Raw genomic sequence first — 18193 nt, 5'->3', positions numbered from 1 at the left:
GCTGGCTAAACAAAAACGGCAGACCCATTAGGTCTGCCGTTTTTTATTTCTGCGCGTTTTAACCACCGTTAATGCTCCCGGTGGCACTATTTACGCGCTTGCTCCCATGATTTGAGCAGATCAGCGTAGTTAACCGTCTCGCCTTTGGGCTTTTCATTGGCCAGTTTCGGCTTTGGAGCGCCCGGTTGATCCAGCCAGTACTGCGGATCACGCGCCTCGTTCAGCTTAGGTCCACACTCACCCAATACATTGGCGCGCTCTAAACGGCCGAGCATGGTGTCCTGTGCCGCAGCCAAGCCATCTAGCGCTTCCTGTGGGGTTTTATCGCCACTGGCGGCCTCAGCAATAAACTGCCACCAGAGCTGCGCCAGACGTGGATAGTCAGGCACGTTGGTGCCGGTTGGCGTCCATTGAACGCGTGCCGGGCTGCGATAGAACTCCACCAGGCCACCTAGTTTGGGTGCGATGTCAGTCATTGCTTGTGAGTTGATATCCGACTCACGAATCGGCGTCAGGCCAACCAAAGTCTTTTTCAACGACACGGTTTTCGAAGTCACAAACTGCGCATACAGCCAGGCTGCCAAGCGCTGCTTCTCGGGAGTCGACTTGAGGAACGTCCATGAACCGGTGTCCTGATAACCGAGCTTCATGCCCTCTTCCCAGTACGGCCCTTTAGGCGAAGGCGCCATCCGCCACTTGGGTGTGCCATCTTCGTTGACCACGGGCAAGCCGGGCTTGGTCATGTCGGCGGTAAACGCGGTGTACCAGAAAATCTGCTGAGCAATATTACCCTGCGCCGGTACCGGCCCTGCCTCGGAGAACGTCATGCCCTGCGCTTCTGGTGGCGCGTAGGCACGCAACCAATCAACATACTTCTGCGTGGCGAAAACCGCGGCCGGGGCGTTGGTCGCACCACCACGGGCCACACTCGAACCAACCGGACGGCAACCATCGACTCGAATGCCCCACTCATCGACTGGCAACCCGTTGGGCAAGCCTTTGTCACCGCCGCCGGCCATGGAGAACCATGCATCAGTGAAGCGCCAGCCCAGGGATGGATCTTTCTTGCCGTAATCCATGTGGCCATAGACTTTCTTGCCATCGATCTCTTTGACATCCTCAGAGAAGAACTTGGCAATGTCTTCATAGGCCGACCAGTTAACCGGCACGCCCAGTTCGTAGCCGTACTTTTCCTTGAATTTGGCTTTCAGGTCAGCCCGCTCAAACCAGTCAGCGCGGAACCAGTAAAGGTTGGCGAACTGCTGGTCAGGCAATTGATACAACTTGCCATCTGGGCCGGTGGTGAATGAGATGCCAATGAAGTCGGGCAAGTCCAAGGTTGGAGAGGTAAAGTCTTTGCCCTCATTGGCGATCATGTCGCTGATTGCTACCGCTTTACCGTATCTAAAGTGGGTGCCGATCAAGTCGGAGTCATTGATGTAACCGTCGTAGATGTTTTTGTCGGACTGCATTTGCGTCTGCAGTTTTTCGACCACATCCCCTTCCTGCATCAGGTCATGCGTCAGCTTGATCCCGGTGATTTCACTGAACGCCTTGGCAAGTACCTTGGATTCGTACTCGTGGGTGGCGATGGTTTCAGACGCCACGTTGATGGTCATACCGCGAAACGGCTCAGCTGCCTTGATAAACCACTTCAGCTCGGCGAGTTGCTGTTCCGGCGTGAGTGTTGATGGGCTGAACTCACTCGCCATCCATTTTTTTGCCGCATCCTCGTAAGCGTCGGCCCAAGCCGCACCACTTAGTCCAGACAACGCCAGCAAGGCTGTCAGCGCCATGCTATGTCGGGTTTTGTTGTTATTTTCGAACATAGAGACCTCCATCTCAGGGTATATACAAGAACCAGGCAAAAGCCGTTTGTATCGTGCTTTGCTAGCCCCAACGCATCACTGCAACCAGCCACACCACGGACAGCGCAGAGGCTATCCAGACACTCCAGTCAGTCACACCTATCACCATCAGGTGCAGGTATGCGCTGCCTAAAAGCCCAATAAACAAACGATCGCCACGACTGGTGGTAATCGGTAAAAACCCTCGCCGCTCAACACAAGGCGAACGCAACTCCCAGATCGACATGCCAACCAGCAACAGACCGATACCGCAGAAGAACAGCGCCGTCGGTAATGTCCAAGCCATCCACTCCATAGGTTTCTCCTTAGACCCGGCCCAAGGCAAAGCCTTTGGCGACATGATTGCGCACGAACCAGATAACCAACATTCCCGGCAAGATGGTTAAAACACCCGCGGCTGCGAGCACCCCCCAGTCGATTCCTGAGGCTGAAACGGTGCGGGTCATCACCGCAACGATCGGTTTGGCATCAACCGAGGTCAGGGTTCGTGCCAGCAGCAGTTCCACCCACGAAAACATAAAGCAGAAGAACGCCGTGACACCGATGCCAGAGCCAATCAGCGGAATGAAAATCTTCACAAAGAATTTGGGGAAACTGTAGCCGTCGATATAGGCCGTTTCATCAATTTCCTTCGGCACGCCCGACATAAACCCTTCGAGAATCCAAACCGCTAATGGCACGTTGAACAGGCAGTGGGCAAGCGCAACGGCGATGTGGGTGTCGAACAAGCCGATTGAGGAATACAGCTGAAAAAACGGCAACAGGAATACCGCTGGTGGCGCCATGCGGTTGGTCAGCAACCAGAAGAACAAGTGCTTATCGCCGAGAAACCGGTAACGGGAAAATGCATAGGCGGCTGGCAAAGCCACAGCCAGCGAGATCAGGGTGTTTAACGTCACGTAGTACAGAGAGTTCAAGTAGGCCTGATACCAACTGGGGTCGGTAAAAATCACCTTGTAGTTATCCAGCGTGAAGTTGCTTGGCCACAGCGTAAGGCTGCCAAGAATCTCGGTATTACTCTTGAACGACATGTTCACCAGCCAGTAAATCGGCACCAGCAAGAACAGTACATACAACCCTAAAACCACGCGCTTACGTAACATTGGCAGTCTCCTCAACGGTTCTTATCGGTGTGGGTCATGGCGGTATAGAACAGCCACGACACCAACAAGATGATCAGGAAGTAGACCAGGGAGAACGCTGCTGCCGGGCCAAGATCGAATTGACCGACCGCCATTTTGGTCAATGTCTGACTGAGAAAAGTGGTCGCATTACCCGGCCCGCCACCGGTGAGGACGAACGGCTCGGTGTAGATCATAAAGCTATCCATAAAGCGCAACATCACCGCAATTAGCAGCACACTCTTGAGCTTTGGCAGCTGGATATACCTGAACACCGCCCAAGAGGATGCGCGGTCTATGCGTGCGGCCTGGTAATACACATCGGGGATGGCGCGCAGGCCGGAATAGCAGAGCAACGCGACAAGCGACGTCCAGTGCCAGACATCCATCACCAGCACAGTGACCCAGGCATCGGTGGTATTGGAGGCATAGTTGTAGCTGATGCCCAGTGCATTCAAGCTCCACCCAAGCAAGCCGATGTCGGCGCGTCCGAATATTTGCCAGATAGTGCCGACCACGTTCCATGGAATCAGCAGCGGAATCGCCATCACGATCAAACACAAGGATGCCCAGCGCCCCTTCGTCGGCATGGTCAGGGCGATCGCAATGCCCAGCGGAATTTCAATCAGCAGCACGCAGCCCGAGTAGATGAACTGGCGCAGCAGTGAATCGTGGAGTCGCGTGTCACGCAGAACCTGCTTGAACCAATCGACGCCGACGAAAAAGCGACTGGATGAATCAAAGATGTCCTGCACCGAGTAATTGACCACCGTCATCATCGGCACCACTGCGCTGAAAGCCACCAGCAGGAACACCGGCAGCACCAACCACCAGGCCTTATTGTTATGCACCTTCATGGCGAGCCTCCTGCGCGACTGGCGCGACCAGAAAATCGTCGGCATAGACCATCAACCACTGCGCCGGGAAACTCACCGATGCATGCCGCTTCGGGACAACCTGGTCTTCCTGTAGCCGCACCTTGAAGGGCTGGCCATCGAGATTCAGGGTCAGGATCTTATAGGTGCCCAAGTCCTCGACATGCACCACCTCGGCAGCAAAGGCATCACTGTCTGGCGATGGGGCATTCAATGTTTCAGCACCAGACGCTTCCCACAGGTGAACAAATTCGGGACGAATGCCAATTTTCAGCTGTTGGTAATCAAGCGCATCAAGACGCTGATTCAGGGCTGCACTGAGACTCAGCCGGGTGCTTGCGAATTTCACCCCGTCTTCGCAGCGTTCGACCTCGATCAGATTCATGCCGGGACTGCCAATGAAATAGCCCACAAAGGTATGACTGGGCCGCTCAAATAATTCGCGCGGGGTACCGAACTGGACGATTTGGCCCCCATACATCACCGCGATCTTGTCAGCGAAGGTTGAAGCTTCCAATTGATCGTGGGTGACATACACCATGGTGATATTGAACTGCTCGTGTATCTGCTTGAGCTTACGCCGCAGCTTCCACTTCAGATGCGGGTCAATCACCGTCAGCGGTTCATCAAACAAAATTGCCGATACGTCATCACGCACCAGGCCGCGCCCCATCGAAACCTTTTGTTTTTCATCAGCGGTCAAGTTACTGGCTTTTCTCGCCAGTAATGGATGCAAATCGAGCACCTCGGCGATTTCGTGGACCTTGCTCAGCACTTGCGGCTCGGCCATTCCTTGATTGCGTAGTGGAAATGCCAGGTTATCGAACACGGTCATGGTGTCGTACACCACGGGGAACTGAAAAACCTGAGCAATATTGCGCTGCTCCGGTGGCAAGGCATTTACCACCTTCGAATCAAACAGCACCTCGCCGTGGGAAGGATTGAGTAGCCCGGAAATGATATTCAACAAGGTCGACTTTCCACACCCGGACGGCCCAAGCAGCGCGTAGGCACCGCCCTGCTCCCAGACATGATTCATCTCGCGAATTGCATAGTCCGCCGCACTGTTCGGCTGACGACTGTAGCTATGGGCAAGGTTATGCAAACGGATCTCAGCCATCAGGCCGCCCTCCCGGTACGTCGCGCGGGCGCCTGTTTAAGCTGGCCCTGACTATCAAAGACAAATAGTTTGTGGGTCGGGATGTAAATCAGAATTGGCGTATCAACATCATATTCGTGCACACCCGGCAGGTGCAGGACCAACGCGAACTGTTCGCCACGCACATGCAGAAAGGTCTCTGAGCCGCTTATTTCGGCCAGATCAACCGTAACGGCGAGTTCCAGATCATCATCATTGGAAGGCACCAAGCCAATATGACTGGGGCGCACGCCAAACTGGTATTCACCCGCACCCAACTGCTGCAGGTCTGCGTTCAATGGAAAATGCACAGTCTCGGCAAAACTTACTTCAGTGTTGCTGATTTGCCCCGGCAACATGTTGATCGGTGGTTCAGAAAACAGCTCAGCAGCCAACACGTGCTGCGGGCGATGGTAAACCTCAGGGGTAATACCGCTTTGGACCACCCGCCCTTCATGCAAAATGGTCGTGGTGCCACCTAAGGCCAGCGCCTCGTTCGGCTCTGTAGTTGCATAGATGGCAATGGTATGACGCGCTGCAAATAGCTCGCGCATCTCTTGGCGCAGTTCTTCGCGTAATTTGTAATCGAGGTTAACCAGGGGCTCATCGAAGAGAATCAATGAAGCTTCTTTAACCAACGCTCTGGCCATGGCGGTGCGCTGCTGTTGCCCACCCGAAAGCTCCAGTGGGAAACGCTTGAGCAAACCTTCGATGCGCAGCATCTTGGCCGTTGCATGAACCTTCTCGGCTATTTCAATTTCAGAACAACGGGCCTGACGCAGTGGCGAGGCAATATTCTCGAACACGCTAAGCGTCGGATAATTGATGAACTGTTGATAGACCATCGACACATTGCGCTGACGCACTTGCACCGCGGTGACATCAGCGCCATTCATCAGGATTCGGCCCTTGCTTGGCCGATCAAGCCCGGCCATCAAGCGCATCAAACTGGTTTTGCCAGACAAGGTACGGCCCAACAACACATTGAAAGAGCCAGGCTCAAAACTCAGGCAGGCATCGTCGATGTAAACCTGGCTGTCAACCATCAGGCTGACATGCTCCAGCGTCAGTGACATGGCTATTCCTTTTTTGTTATGCCATTTCACAGTCCTAAGCGAGCGCCGTGCCAGTTAACCAAATTCAGCCGTAAACCATTGTTTATCCGCATATTTTTATCTTAAATCCAGACTGCCAGCGGTGAGCGCTGAACAACACTGAACAGCTGTCAACTGAACAATTGAACATTTATCGTTGACATTGAACAGTCTTCAACGACACTCACAGATCTCGGCGAAGACCGTAATAACAACAATAAAATGGCTGCAACGGAGTACTCCCCGCATGGCTGAATCTGCTCACGCTCTCACTCATCAGGCAATGATTGAGGACTCTTGGTCGCGCTGCCGAAACTTCGGCCTGACTCACCAGACAGCGCCAAGCTTTGGTTCACCGGTTCAGGGCGAAGTCAGCGCGTTACTTGATCGTCATCAGCGCTTAGTGCTCACCACTCACCAGGAAGTCCTGCCTTACTACGGCACAATTTTGGCCAACTCCAACTGCCTGATCATGCTTGCCGACAATCAAGGCCAGGTGCTGCAATCCTGGGGTGACCAGCGCTTTCTCGACGTGCAACACAGCCGTGGCTTTGTCGCTGGCGCCAGTTGGCAAGAGCGTCAAACAGGCACTAACGCCATCGGCACCGCCCTAAATTGCGCACAAGCTGTACATATTCAGCACGACGAGCATTACCTTAAAGCCAATCGGTTTATGACCGGTTCAGCCTCGCCTATTTTCGACGAACAACGGCAAGTCATTGCCGTACTCGATGTCTCCAGCGACAGCTATCTGCCGCCATCGCATACCCTCGGCATGGTGAAGATGATGAGCCAGTCAGTCGAAAACCGGCTGATCCTCAACTTGTTCAAACAGCACTATTTCCAGCTGACCTTCAATACAAGCCTCAATAACCTTGAAAGCCCGTGGGCGGGCCTTGTGGTGTTTGACGAAAATGGCATGGTGATTTCAGCCAACCGGCGCGCAGACAACCTACTCGGTAGCAGCATGGCACTGGTCAATATCGAAAGCATATTTGACGTACCGTTGCGCCAACTGCTCAACCAGCCATCTGGCCAACCCTTTAGCTTGAAAGGTGGTGGTCGTTTTCGTTTCCACGCGCAGGTGACCCGACCAGAACAACCCATTGCGCCTAAGGCCCGTGACTTTCGCTCGGATGTGCCAGCCTCAGCAACAATCAAGGCCATTGAAACGCTGACCCTAGATAACTTGAGTTGGGGCGATGCCAAAGTCGATAAGGCTATCCTGCAGGCGCAACGTCTGATCGAGAAGGATATCCCTCTGCTTGTCCATGGCGAAACCGGAGTGGGTAAAGAAGTTTTCGTCAAAGCCCTGCATCAAGCCAGCAGTCGCGCCACTGAAGCGCTTATTGCAGTGAACTGCGCAGCCATTCCCAGCGAGCTGGTTGAGTCGGAGCTTTTTGGCTATGAGAAAGGTGCATTTACCGGCGCGAACCAAAAAGGCAGCAGCGGGCTCATCCGCAAGGCTGACAAAGGCACACTGTTTCTTGATGAAATCGGCGACATGCCGCCTCGGGTGCAGGCGCGCCTGCTGCGCGTGCTGCAAGAGCGTTGTGTACAGCCGCTGGGCAGCAGCGAGAGCTATCCAGTCGATATCCGCTTGATTTCAGCAACTAACCGACCACTGCGTGATGACGTAGAGCAAGGCCTGTTTCGCCAGGACCTTTACTACCGCATCAACGGGCTGAGCCTCGAGTTGCCTGCGCTACGCGAACGCAGCGATAAAGCCATCTTATTCAAACGCCTGTGGCAGCAGTACCGCGAACCGCAGCAATGGGCGGGGTTAAGCAACGAGGTGCTGGAGGTATTCAACGCACACCCATGGCCCGGCAACTTGCGCCAACTCAGCAGTGTGATTCAGGTTGCCTTGGCCATGGCAGAAGATCAACCCATCAAGCTGGAACATCTGCCAGATGACTTCCTCAAAGAGCTGAACGCCCAGCAGCCATCACCGGTGCAAGGCGAACACCTGGCACACGCCAACAAACAGCCGAGCCCAGGCCTCACCCTAAATAGCCCAGCAGACCTTCAAACCCAACTTGAGATTTGTTCCGGTAATGTTTCGCAACTCGCGCGACGCCTTGGCGTGAGCCGCAACACCCTGTACAAGCGGCTTCGTGAAGAAGGCCTAAAAGTATAACGGCCAAATCAAAGGCACAAAAAAACCACTCGAAAGTGGTTTTTTTGTGCCTGTAAACACGCTAACTCAAGGGGTATTGAGCCGCTTATTTATCTTTAAAGTTCATCAGTTTTTCGACCATCTGGTCGATAGTGAACGAGGCTGGACGCTGGCGCGGCGGGAAGTCCTTGAACGTCATCAGGAACTGCTGGGTACGGAAGATCCCCGGAAAGATTGCAGACTGAGCCTTCTTATCCCACCACACGTTGTAACTGTTGGAATCGGTGTCAGCGCGCTCAAAAGGATCACGACGCAGGTTAAACAGCTTAGGCGCACGCAAATCTACGAACGGGTCGCGCCATACATCAAAGCGATGCGCGCGTTGTTCGGCGTAAACAATTTTCCAGTCACCATCGCGGGCGCCCAGTAACTTACCGTCATCACTGAAGTAGTAGAAATCAGTACGCGGGCCTTTAGGTGTCTTGCCTTCCATGTATGGCAACTGGTTGTAGCCATCGAGGTGAACCTTAAAGCTCTTGTCGCCTGCCGTGTAGCCCGTCAGCAACTTCTCTTTAACATCCGGTACACCGGCTGCCGCCATAAGTGTTGGCACCCAATCCTGGGCTGAAACGATTTCATTGGAAACGCTGTTAGGCTTGATATGGTCTGGCCAGCGGATGATTGCCGGCACACGGTAGCCACCTTCCCAGTTGGTGTTTTTCTCACCCCGGAACGGGGTAATACCAGCATCAGGCCATTGGTTGAAATGCACGCCGTTATCGGTGGTGTAGATCACGATGGTGTTTTTAGCGACACCCAGATCATCCAGCTTTTTGAGGATTTCACCGACCTGACCATCATGCTCAACCATGCCATCGTTGTAGAAGCCCTGGCCGGAGATGCCCTTGGTTTCCTCTTTGATGTGGGTGTAGTAATGCATGCGTGTCGAGTTAAACCAGACAAAGAACGGCTTGTCTTGCTTGACCGCCTTGTCCATGAAGTTCAGCGAAGCATCGAGGAACTCTTGGTCAATGGTTTCCATGCGCTTGCGATTAAGCGGGCCAAGGTCTTCGATTTTACCGTCGGCGGTGCTGTGAATAATCCCACGCGGGCGAATGGCCTTGTCGATAACCGGGTTCTTGGTCCAATCCTCGTCTTCTGGCGCCTCTTCAGCGTTCAGGTGATAGAGATTGCCAAGAAATTCATCAAACCCGTGATTAGTGGGCAAGAATTCATCGCGGTCACCCAGATGGTTCTTACCGAACTGACCGCTTGTGTAGCCGAGCGGTTTAAGCAACTCGGCCAAGGTTGGGTCTTCTTTTTGCAGGCCGACAGTTGAGCCAGGCATTCCCACTTTAGTCAGGCCGGTACGAACCGGGTGCTGACCAGTAATAAAGGCAGCTCGCCCAGCGGTGCAGCTTTGCTCACCGTAGTAATCGGTAAACATCATGCCTTCGTTGGCTATCCGGTCGATATTGGGCGTTGGGTATCCCATCATGCCGTAGCTGTACTTACTGATGTTGGTGATGCCAATGTCATCACCCATGATCACTAGAATATTGGGCTTGTCAGCGGCAGACACCAGAGAGGCGGCGCAAACAGAAGACGCTAACAGCGCTGCCGTGCCGATGGTTTTGAGACGTAGTTTTAACCAAGTCATCGGTACATCCTTTTGGTCATTATTATTAGTGTGTCGCGCACCTATGGTCAGGCATCCAGCGTCGCACGCCAATTGCTCAAACAACCACAGCTTGTCGTCACAATTTACGCTTTAACTCGAATGACTTTGCAGCGTTGATGCATCGCATAAACGTCAACAATCGAGACCCTAGCTTTTCGTAGAGCATTGCATTCCACTGTATAGCCTAAAACCATACCGACCGGATTAGATTGACATAAGGCGACAGGTACTTGCCTTTTCATGACAGATTAAAACACCACTACTTCCGACACATTCAGGACGCAACACCAATAAAAAAAGCCGCATAAGCGGCTTTTCCCAAACAGCAAATTAGACAATTGCTTACTCAGCCAAGCGCCAAGTCGTGCCGCCCTTGCCATCTTCAAGCACCACCCCCATGGTGGTTAGCTGATCGCGGATACGGTCCGACTCAGCCCAGTTTTTGTCGGCACGCGCCTGTAGCCGTGCAGCTATCAGGGCATCAACCTGCGCGGCATCCACCTTGCCTTCCGCACCAGCTTGCAGAAAGGCCTCCGGCTCAAGCTGCAAAACGCCCAACACCGCAGCCAGCTCTTTCAAACGTGCAGCTAAACCAGCAGCGGCATTAAGGTCGGTGTCGCGCAGACGGTTGATCTCGCGGACCATTTCAAACAGCACTGCGCAGGCTTCTGGTGAGTTGAAGTCGTCATCCATCGCAGCAGCAAAGCGCTCGGCATAGGCATCACCGCCATCCGCTACAACCTCAGGCAGGCCCTTGAGTGCGTGATAGAACCGCTCCAGCGCGCCCTTGGCTTCTTTCAGGCTGTCTTCGGAATAGTTGATCGGGCTGCGGTATTGGCTCGACACCAGGAAGTAGCGCACCACTTCCGGATGATACTTTTCCAGCACTTCACGAATGGTGAAGAAGTTACCCAATGACTTGGACATCTTCTCGCCATCAACCCGCACCGCGCCGGCGTGCATCCAAGCATTCGCATAAAGCTTGCCAGTAGCCGCTTCACTCTGGGCTATTTCGTTTTCATGGTGCGGGAAGACCAAATCTGGGCCACCACCGTGAATATCGAATGTCTCGCCCAAGCAGCAGGTCGACATCACCGAGCATTCAATGTGCCAGCCCGGCCGCCCTTCACCCCAAGGGGACATCCAGCTGGGCTCGCCTGGTTTGGCGCCCTTCCACAGAACGAAGTCCAGCGGATCTTCTTTCGATTCGTCGACCTCGATACGCGCACCGATGCGCAGGTCTTCGATCTTCTTGCGCGACAGCTTGCCGTAGCCGACGAACTTGCCGACACGGTAATACACATCGCCATTACCCGGCGCGTAGGCAAAGCCTTTATCGATCAGGGTTTGAATCATCTCGTGCATGCCGGGAATATGGCCAGTGGCACGGGGCTCGATGTCTGGGCGCAGCACTGAAAGTCGTGCTTCGTCTTCATGCATGGCCGCGATCATGCGCTCAACCAGCACTTCGAAGCTTTCAGCGTTTTCCTGTGCGCGACGAATGATCTTGTCGTCGATGTCGGTGATATTGCGCACATAGGTAAGCTCGTAACCACGATGGCGCAGCCAGCGTGCGATCACGTCAAACGCGACCATCACCCGTGCATGACCAATATGGCAGAAGTCATAAACCGTCATGCCACAGACATACATGCGCACATGGTTGCCGACTAGAGGTTTAAGTGCTTCTTTGGTTTTGCTCAGGGTGTTGTAAATGGTCAGCATAAAAAATCCTTAGACGCGGCCCTTTCAGCCGCTGAAACAGGAGCAAAATCCCAGCGCCACAAACCTGGCTTTAGCCTGTGACAGCTGGGGGACTTGCTCAACACCACACCCAGGGTTTAGCCCCAGGAATCGCGCAGCGTTACCGTGCGGTTAAACACCAATGCATCTGGCTTGGAGTCTTTCGAGTCGAGACAGAAGTAGCCTTCACGCTCGAACTGGAAACGATCCTCAACCGTAGCGGTCGCCAGCGAGGGCTCAGCGCGACAACCCTTGAGCACGACCAGTGACTCTGGGTTGATATTGTCAAGGAAGCTTGCGCCCTCTTCGGCTTTTTCAGGGTTGGCCGAGCGGAACAGCCGATCATAAAGGCGCACTTCACACTCAACGCTGGCCTCGGCAGGAACCCAATGCACAACCCCTTTGACCTTGCGACCTTCAGGATTCTTACCGAGGGTTTCCGGGTCATACGAGCAGCGCAGTTCGATCACATTGCCGTCGGCGTCTTTGATGGCCTCATCGGCACGAATCACATAGCTGCCGCGCAAGCGCACTTCGCCGCCCGGCTCAAGACGCTTGTAGCCTTTTGGCGGGTTCTCGTCGTAGTCACCGGCGTCGATGTATATCTCACGGGCAAACGGCAGCTCACGCGTACCAATATCCTGCTTCGGATGACGCGCCAGGCTGAGAATCTGTACCTGATCTTCAGGGTAATTGGTGATAACCACTTTCAGCGGCTTAAGCACGCACATGGCGCGTGCGGCATTGGCATCGAGATCTTCACGAATGGCGAATTCGAGCATGCCGATATCCACCACGCCACCGGCACGGTTCACACCAATCATGTCGCAGAACTGGCGCATCGATGCCGGGGTGTAGCCACGACGGCGATAGCCAACCAAGGTTGACATGCGTGGATCGTCCCAACCATTCACATGGCCTTCATCAACCAACTGCTTGAGCTTGCGCTTGCTGGTGATGGTGTAATTGAGGTTCAAGCGAGCAAACTCGTACTGACGCGGCTGCGCGGGCACCGGCAATTTAGCCAGGAACCACTCATACAATGGACGATGATCTTCAAACTCAAGGGTGCAGATCGAATGGGTAATACCTTCGATAGCGTCTGACTGGCCGTGAGTAAAGTCATAGCTTGGGTAGATGCACCACTTATCACCGGTCTGGTGGTGATGGGCATGACGAATACGGTAGAGAATCGGGTCGCGCAGGTTGATATTCGGCGCAGCCATATCGATTTTAGCCCGCAGCGAACGTGCGCCATCGGCAAACTCACCGGCCTTCATGCGCGCGAACAGATCCAGGTTTTCTTCAACCGAACGATCACGGAATGGGCTGTTACGCCCTGGCTCGGTCAGGTTACCGCGGTACTCGCGCGATTCTTCTGGGGACAGGTCGCAGACGAAGGCATCGCCCGACTTGATCAGTGCGACGGCCCAATCATGCAGTTGGTCGAAGTAATTGGAGGCGTAACGCTCCTCGCCCGCCCACTGGAAGCCAAGCCATTGCACGTCCTGCTTGATCGCATCGATGTATTCCTGGTCTTCCTTGGCCGGGTTGGTGTCATCAAAACGCAAATGACACTCACCGCCAAACTCTTTAGCCAGACCGAAGTTCAGACAGATCGACTTAGCGTGGCCAATGTGCAGGTAACCGTTAGGTTCCGGCGGGAAACGGGTAATAACCTTCGCGTGCTTACCTGACTCCAGGTCAGCCTGGACGATTGGGCGAAGGAAGTTCGTTGCGACGGGAGTCTCTGGCTTGCTCATGGTGTCCTTGATCATGCAGGTGCGCGGCTTAGCAACGGCCGACTAAAACGATGAATGCACTGAAAACCACTAGACCTCCATAGCTACCGCGGGTTACAGCCCTGTGTGGTGACTGTCGACGACTAAAGCATCGACGTTCAACGCCCTATATCTAGCGCGAACGATAACCACCTGCTGAACGGTAATACTTAAGTTGATGGTTTTCCGGCAATTGCAAAGCGCCTATCATAGCCGAAGCTGTCAACCCCCTGACAGGCCTTGCAACCAGTTCATTTGCGCTGCGCTGCAGTTAACTTACGTTTACACTGTTTGTTACACCTATGGGCGCAGGCAACTATGCGCGCAAAAATGCGGCCAGCAAGGCCTCGACAGCATTGATTTATTGGGCTTCGGCCATATCCTAACGCAGTAGTTTCAAGGCTTGCCTAGCTTGATCCGGCCTTCTGCTTAATTCGACAGAGCGATTACTCTCATGATCAAGTTGCACACTAACCACGGCGTTATCACCCTCACCCTGTTTGCCGACAAAGCACCGGAAACCGTGGCCAATTTTGAAGAATACGTAAAAAGCGGCCACTACGACGGCACCGTTTTTCACCGCGTAATCAGCAACTTCATGGTCCAGGGCGGTGGTTTTGAGCCGGGCATGAAGCAAAAATCGACCCGTGCAACCATCAAGAACGAAGCCAACAACGGCGTTTCCAACAAAGTGGGTACTGTTGCCATGGCCCGCACCATGGAGCCGCATTCAGCGTCTGCGCAGTTCTTCATCAATGTCTCTGACAACACCTTCCTCGACCACACCGCACCGACCGTTCAAGGCTGGGGCTACACCGTGTTCGGCGAAGTCACGGACGGCATGGACGTGGTCGAGAAGATCAAATCCGTACCGACCACGATGAAGTCGGGCCATCAGGATGTTCCAGTGGACGACGTCATCATCGAGCGTGCAGAGATCGTTGAGTGATCCTACTGATCTCTGATCTACACCTTGAACAGGAGCGCCCGGATATTACCCGGGCGTTTCTTCATTTCCTCAGCACTCGCGCACGCCAGGCTGAGGCGCTGTATATCCTTGGCGATTTCTTTGAAGTTTGGGTTGGCGACGACGCCATTACCCCGTTTCAACGCTCGATTGCCGATGCGCTCAAACAACTGAGCGAAAGCGGTACGGCTATCTTCCTGATGCATGGCAACCGCGACTTTATGATCGGTAAACGCTTTTGCCATGAGGCTGGCTGCACGTTGCTCAGCGACCCAAGCGTGGTGGAGATGGGCGGTGAGTCGGTCCTACTGATGCATGGCGACAGCCTGTGCACCCGCGATGAAAACTATATGCGCATGCGCCGCTACTTGCGTAATCCATTGTCGCTGTTTGTTCTGCGCAATTTACCGCTGAGCACCCGCCATAAGCTGGCTCGCAAGCTGCGCAATGAAAGCCGCACGCAAACCCGGATGAAAGCCAGCGATATTGTTGACGTCACTCCCGATGAAGTCAGCCGAATCATGGCCGACCACTCAGTCAAAACCTTGATCCATGGCCACACCCACCGTCCAGCCGTGCATAAGCTGCTGGTAAATGGCGAACCGGCTAAGCGTATCGTTTTAGGTGACTGGGACCAGCAAGGCTGGGCTTTGCAGGTTGATGAAAAGGGCTTCAATCAAGCCGCATTTAATCTAGACGCAGCGCAGTGAGTCGAAGAAGGGCGCAGTCGTTCAAGTGATAAAGGCGAAGCTTGCCCACCATTCCTTCCGAAGACATCCACCTATTCAAGACTGCAATGGTGGATGAAAAGAGCGTCATCCACCCTACGTCAGAGCCACGCAATCGCGGATCGTAGGGTGTGGCAACGCGAAGCTTGCCCACCATTTGCGCAGAATTTACAGCGCGGGTGACAGCATCAACAGCAGACTGCAAATCAGCCCGACAATCCAAGCCAAGCTGCGCTGCCAGTGCAAGTCAGCCCAGTAACAGAGCAAATACACAACCCGCGCAATAACGAAAGTCACCGCCAGTGCATTGATCAAATAGCCCTGGGTTTGCGTGACATGGGCCATCAACACCCCAACGGCAAACAGCGGGAACGCCTCAAAGCTGTTCAGGTGGGCTGCCAAGGCCCGCGCACCGAAGCCTGTGAGCTGAGCCTGCTGACCGCGCGGATGATGGTTATCGTAAGTACCACCGCCCTGCTGCTGCATTGCTTTAGCCAGCGGAATCTTGGCGATAAAAATCAACAATGCACTGATAAACACACACCAAAATGGCAGACTCATTCAGCCTTCTCCTTAAGCGGTTCAATTGTTGGGGTTTGGGTGTAAACCATCACTTCCAGCACATCAGAGTGAAACTCACGCCGGTACAGCACCAACACCACCCCGGTGGTGACCGCCATGAAAAACCATGGGTTGATAAACCAGGCCAAGGTCGACATCCCGAAGTAGTAGGCGCGCAAACCATAGTTGAATTGATTCGCGGCCATCGAGATGACGCGTGCCGTGCGCTCGCTAAAGGCCTTACGCTCCTGCTCGGTCACATTGCGTTCGCCAACCATGGGCGCTGAACCCACTAAGATTGCAGCGAAATTGTACTGTCGCATGCACCAGCTGAAGGTGAAAAAAGCATAGACAAAGACTACGCCCAGCCCCAACAACTTGACCTCAGACAAACTGCGGCTGGCCTCCTGGACGAAGGGTAGATCCGCCAGTAGCGACAAAGCGCGATCAGAGGAGCCCAACACCGTCAGGATACCGGCGAGAATAATCAGGGTGCTTGAGGCAAAAAATGAAGCGTTACGTTCCAGATTACCAATCACGTTGGCGTCGGCAATACGGTTTTCGCGCAGCAACATGCGCCGCATCCAATCTTCACGGTACAAATGCAGCACACTGGCCAGACAAGGCGTCGTCTTGGCTTTCGCGTGGGAGTAACGGCTGTAGCCAATCCAGCAAATCAAAAACCAAACGACTGCAATCACGTGCGGCAGGTGAAAATCACTAATCGGCATGGGTACTCCTTGTTGGCCCACTGCGATTATAGACAGGCCACAGCGCTGACCGCCTAATAAAATCGCACAACAGTAACAAAACCCACGCAACAAAAAGCCGCCTCAAAGGGCGGCTTTAAACGCAAGGATGCTACCCCTTTGTGCTAGGCGCTAACAGGAGCGCTACGCCCGGCCATGCGATCAACAATCACTGCCAACAGCAAGGTCGCCAATACCGGAAGCACCCAGCCCAAGCTCTGCTCAGACAACGGCAACTGCGAGAAAATGCTCGGCACCAGGTTTTTAAAGCCAGCGGCTGACAATGCCGCTTCAAAGCCGAAAATGAACGCAATCGACATCACCGGAACAAACACCCGCCGTGACGACACCCAAAATCGGTCCAACAGGCTCAAGCAGATCAGCACTATCGCCAATGGGTACAAGCCAACCAAAACCGGCACCGACAAGCTGATCAACTGGGTCAGGCCCTGATTCGCCACCAGCAAACTGAACACGCCCAGCCCAACCACGACCACGCGATATGGCAGCACCGGCAATAACTCGCTGAAGAACTCACCGCACGCCGTCAACAAACCTACAGCCGTGGTCAGGCAGGCTAGAGTAATCACCACCGCAAGCAGCAAGCTGCCGGTCATACCAAATGTGTGCTGCACATAAGCGGTAAGAATCTGTACGCCATTTTGCGCTTCACCGGCAATGCCCTGGCTGGTTGCGCCAAGGTAGAACAGCGCGAGATAGACCAACGACAAGCCAGTCGCGGCAATCAGACCTGCAATAATCGAGTACCGCGTGATCAACTTGCTGTCAGTCACACCGCGGTCACGTATCGCCATGGCGATAACAATGCCAAAAACCAATGCACCCAGGGTGTCCATGGTCAGATAGCCTTGCAGAAACCCTTGTACGAACGGGGCAGACTGGTACTCAGCGGTGGTTTTTCCAATCTCACCTGCTGGAACCAGCAACGCCGCGCCACCAAGCACTAATAATGCGGCCAGCAATACCGGGGTAATGAACTTGCCGATACGATCGACCAAGCGCCCAGGGTTGAGCGATAAGAACATCACAGCGCAGAAATAGGCCAGAGTGTAAATCAGCAGCGGCGTGCCGCCTTCGCCAGTGAAGGGCGCCACGCCCATCTCGAATGAAACCACTGCAGTACGCGGGGTCGCAAACAACGGACCAATCGCCAAGTAAACCGCAACAGCAAACGCAATGCCCGCAGCTTTACCCAGCGGTGCGGTCAACAGCGCCATGCCTCCGCCGACCCGGGCCAGCGCCACGATGGTCAACAGCGGCAAGCCTACGCCAGTGAGCAAGAAGCCAAACGCGGCCATGCCCATATTGCCGCCTGCCGCCATACCGGCGCTTGGCGGAAAGATAATATTGCCGGCGCCGAGAAAAAGCGCAAACGTCATAAAACCAAGGGCCAGGAGATCCGAGCCTTTTAAACGAGTCATAGTGGGGAATACCGCATGCAGAAAATAATGAGTTCCGAGGGTTTCCCGAAGGATCGGGGGAAACGTCGCCGTGCAGGTTAAGCACAGCCACTGGGGGTCGAAGGTCTCTTGTAAAAACCCTGACCAAGTTATCCGTACAATGTTAACAATATTTACCCTTGAACCGACTGTGACCCTGGCCAGGGTGTCGAAGCGCCATAACTTGGTGTCGCATCAGTTACTTTTTAGACAAATACCATGACGACTGGTACTGGCCGTTAGCACCTCCACCGCTTCACGCACCTGCTTTACAAATCGCAGAGAAAAAAAACCCGGCACAGGGCCGG

15 protein-coding genes are annotated in these 18193 nt (G+C 54.2%); 3 read left to right on the top strand and 12 right to left on the bottom strand.

Going from position 1 to position 18193, the window contains the following annotated elements; translation table 11 throughout:
• Positions 1 to 86: 86 nt before the first annotated feature.
• The 6 genes from AACY09_RS12175 to AACY09_RS12150 all read right to left on the bottom strand — a co-directional run bounded on the left by AACY09_RS12175 (position 87) and on the right by AACY09_RS12150 (position 6078).
• Positions 87 to 1829, bottom strand: a complete 1743-nt coding sequence (locus AACY09_RS12175; RefSeq protein ID WP_339488290.1) for an ABC transporter substrate-binding protein — start codon at positions 1827 to 1829, stop codon at positions 87 to 89.
• 61 nt (positions 1830 to 1890) lie between these two features.
• On the bottom strand, positions 1891 to 2163 hold the full coding sequence (locus tag AACY09_RS12170; protein WP_339488288.1) for a DUF2160 domain-containing protein: 273 nt from the start codon (positions 2161 to 2163) through the stop codon (positions 1891 to 1893).
• A 10-nt stretch (positions 2164 to 2173) separates the two neighbouring features.
• Positions 2174 to 2971, bottom strand: coding sequence for a carbohydrate ABC transporter permease (locus AACY09_RS12165; protein WP_339488287.1), 798 nt, complete (start codon positions 2969 to 2971; stop codon positions 2174 to 2176).
• 11 nt (positions 2972 to 2982) lie between these two features.
• Positions 2983 to 3846 carry a carbohydrate ABC transporter permease gene (locus AACY09_RS12160; RefSeq protein WP_339488286.1) on the bottom strand — a complete coding sequence of 288 codons (864 nt, stop codon included), beginning with the start codon at positions 3844 to 3846 and terminating at the stop codon, positions 2983 to 2985.
• Positions 3833 to 4984, bottom strand: coding sequence for an ABC transporter ATP-binding protein (locus AACY09_RS12155; protein ID WP_339488284.1), 1152 nt, complete (start codon positions 4982 to 4984; stop codon positions 3833 to 3835). Before AACY09_RS12155 ends, AACY09_RS12160 begins: the two co-directional genes overlap by 14 nt.
• Positions 4984 to 6078 carry an ABC transporter ATP-binding protein gene (locus AACY09_RS12150; RefSeq protein WP_339488282.1) on the bottom strand — a complete coding sequence of 365 codons (1095 nt, stop codon included), beginning with the start codon at positions 6076 to 6078 and terminating at the stop codon, positions 4984 to 4986. The genes AACY09_RS12155 and AACY09_RS12150 overlap by 1 nt, the downstream gene beginning before the upstream one ends.
• Positions 6079 to 6343: 265 nt before the next feature.
• On the opposite strand from AACY09_RS12150, the gene AACY09_RS12145 reads away from it, so the two are divergent.
• Positions 6344 to 8236 carry a sigma-54-dependent Fis family transcriptional regulator gene (locus AACY09_RS12145; RefSeq protein ID WP_339488279.1) on the top strand — a complete coding sequence of 631 codons (1893 nt, stop codon included), beginning with the start codon at positions 6344 to 6346 and terminating at the stop codon, positions 8234 to 8236.
• Between the two features lie 85 nt (positions 8237 to 8321).
• On the opposite strand, the gene AACY09_RS12140 is transcribed toward AACY09_RS12145, so the two are convergent.
• The 3 genes from AACY09_RS12140 to AACY09_RS12130 form a co-directional block, all read right to left on the bottom strand.
• A complete protein-coding gene (locus AACY09_RS12140) occupies positions 8322 to 9875 on the bottom strand; it encodes an arylsulfatase (protein WP_339488277.1) in 1554 nt (517 codons plus the stop codon).
• 363 nt (positions 9876 to 10238) lie between these two features.
• A complete protein-coding gene (cysS, locus tag AACY09_RS12135; protein ID WP_339488274.1) occupies positions 10239 to 11621 on the bottom strand; it encodes a cysteine--tRNA ligase in 1383 nt (460 codons plus the stop codon).
• A 116-nt stretch (positions 11622 to 11737) separates the two neighbouring features.
• Positions 11738 to 13402, bottom strand: a complete 1665-nt coding sequence (locus tag AACY09_RS12130; protein WP_339488272.1) for a glutamine--tRNA ligase/YqeY domain fusion protein — start codon at positions 13400 to 13402, stop codon at positions 11738 to 11740.
• Positions 13403 to 13874: 472 nt separating this feature from the next.
• Between AACY09_RS12130 and AACY09_RS12125 the strand changes: the two genes are divergently transcribed.
• Together AACY09_RS12125 and AACY09_RS12120 are read left to right on the top strand one after the other, a co-directional pair.
• Positions 13875 to 14369, top strand: coding sequence for a peptidylprolyl isomerase (locus AACY09_RS12125; RefSeq protein WP_339488271.1), 495 nt, complete (start codon positions 13875 to 13877; stop codon positions 14367 to 14369).
• Positions 14366 to 15097, top strand: coding sequence for a UDP-2,3-diacylglucosamine diphosphatase (locus AACY09_RS12120; RefSeq protein WP_339488270.1), 732 nt, complete (start codon positions 14366 to 14368; stop codon positions 15095 to 15097). The genes AACY09_RS12125 and AACY09_RS12120 overlap by 4 nt, the downstream gene beginning before the upstream one ends.
• Before the next feature lie 186 nt (positions 15098 to 15283).
• On the opposite strand, the gene AACY09_RS12115 is transcribed toward AACY09_RS12120, so the two are convergent.
• From AACY09_RS12115 to brnQ, 3 genes are all read right to left on the bottom strand, one after another.
• Positions 15284 to 15676 carry an MAPEG family protein gene (locus tag AACY09_RS12115; RefSeq protein WP_339488269.1) on the bottom strand — a complete coding sequence of 131 codons (393 nt, stop codon included), beginning with the start codon at positions 15674 to 15676 and terminating at the stop codon, positions 15284 to 15286.
• Positions 15673 to 16407 (bottom strand): DUF599 domain-containing protein, encoded by a 735-nt coding sequence (locus AACY09_RS12110; RefSeq protein ID WP_339488267.1) that lies wholly within the window; start codon positions 16405 to 16407, stop codon positions 15673 to 15675. The genes AACY09_RS12115 and AACY09_RS12110 overlap by 4 nt, the downstream gene beginning before the upstream one ends.
• A 143-nt stretch (positions 16408 to 16550) precedes the next feature.
• The gene (gene brnQ / locus AACY09_RS12105; RefSeq protein ID WP_339488266.1) at positions 16551 to 17867 is read right to left on the bottom strand and encodes a branched-chain amino acid transport system II carrier protein; all 1317 of its coding nucleotides are present in this window, start codon (positions 17865 to 17867) and stop codon (positions 16551 to 16553) included.
• Positions 17868 to 18193 lie beyond the last annotated feature (326 nt).

It is taken from the genome of Pseudomonas sp. EL_65y_Pfl2_R95 (assembly GCF_963971045.1).
Lineage (GTDB): Bacteria > Pseudomonadota > Gammaproteobacteria > Pseudomonadales > Pseudomonadaceae > Aquipseudomonas.
The sequence above is the reverse complement of the archived record's forward strand: the minus strand, read 5'-3'. Positions and strand labels throughout refer to the sequence as shown.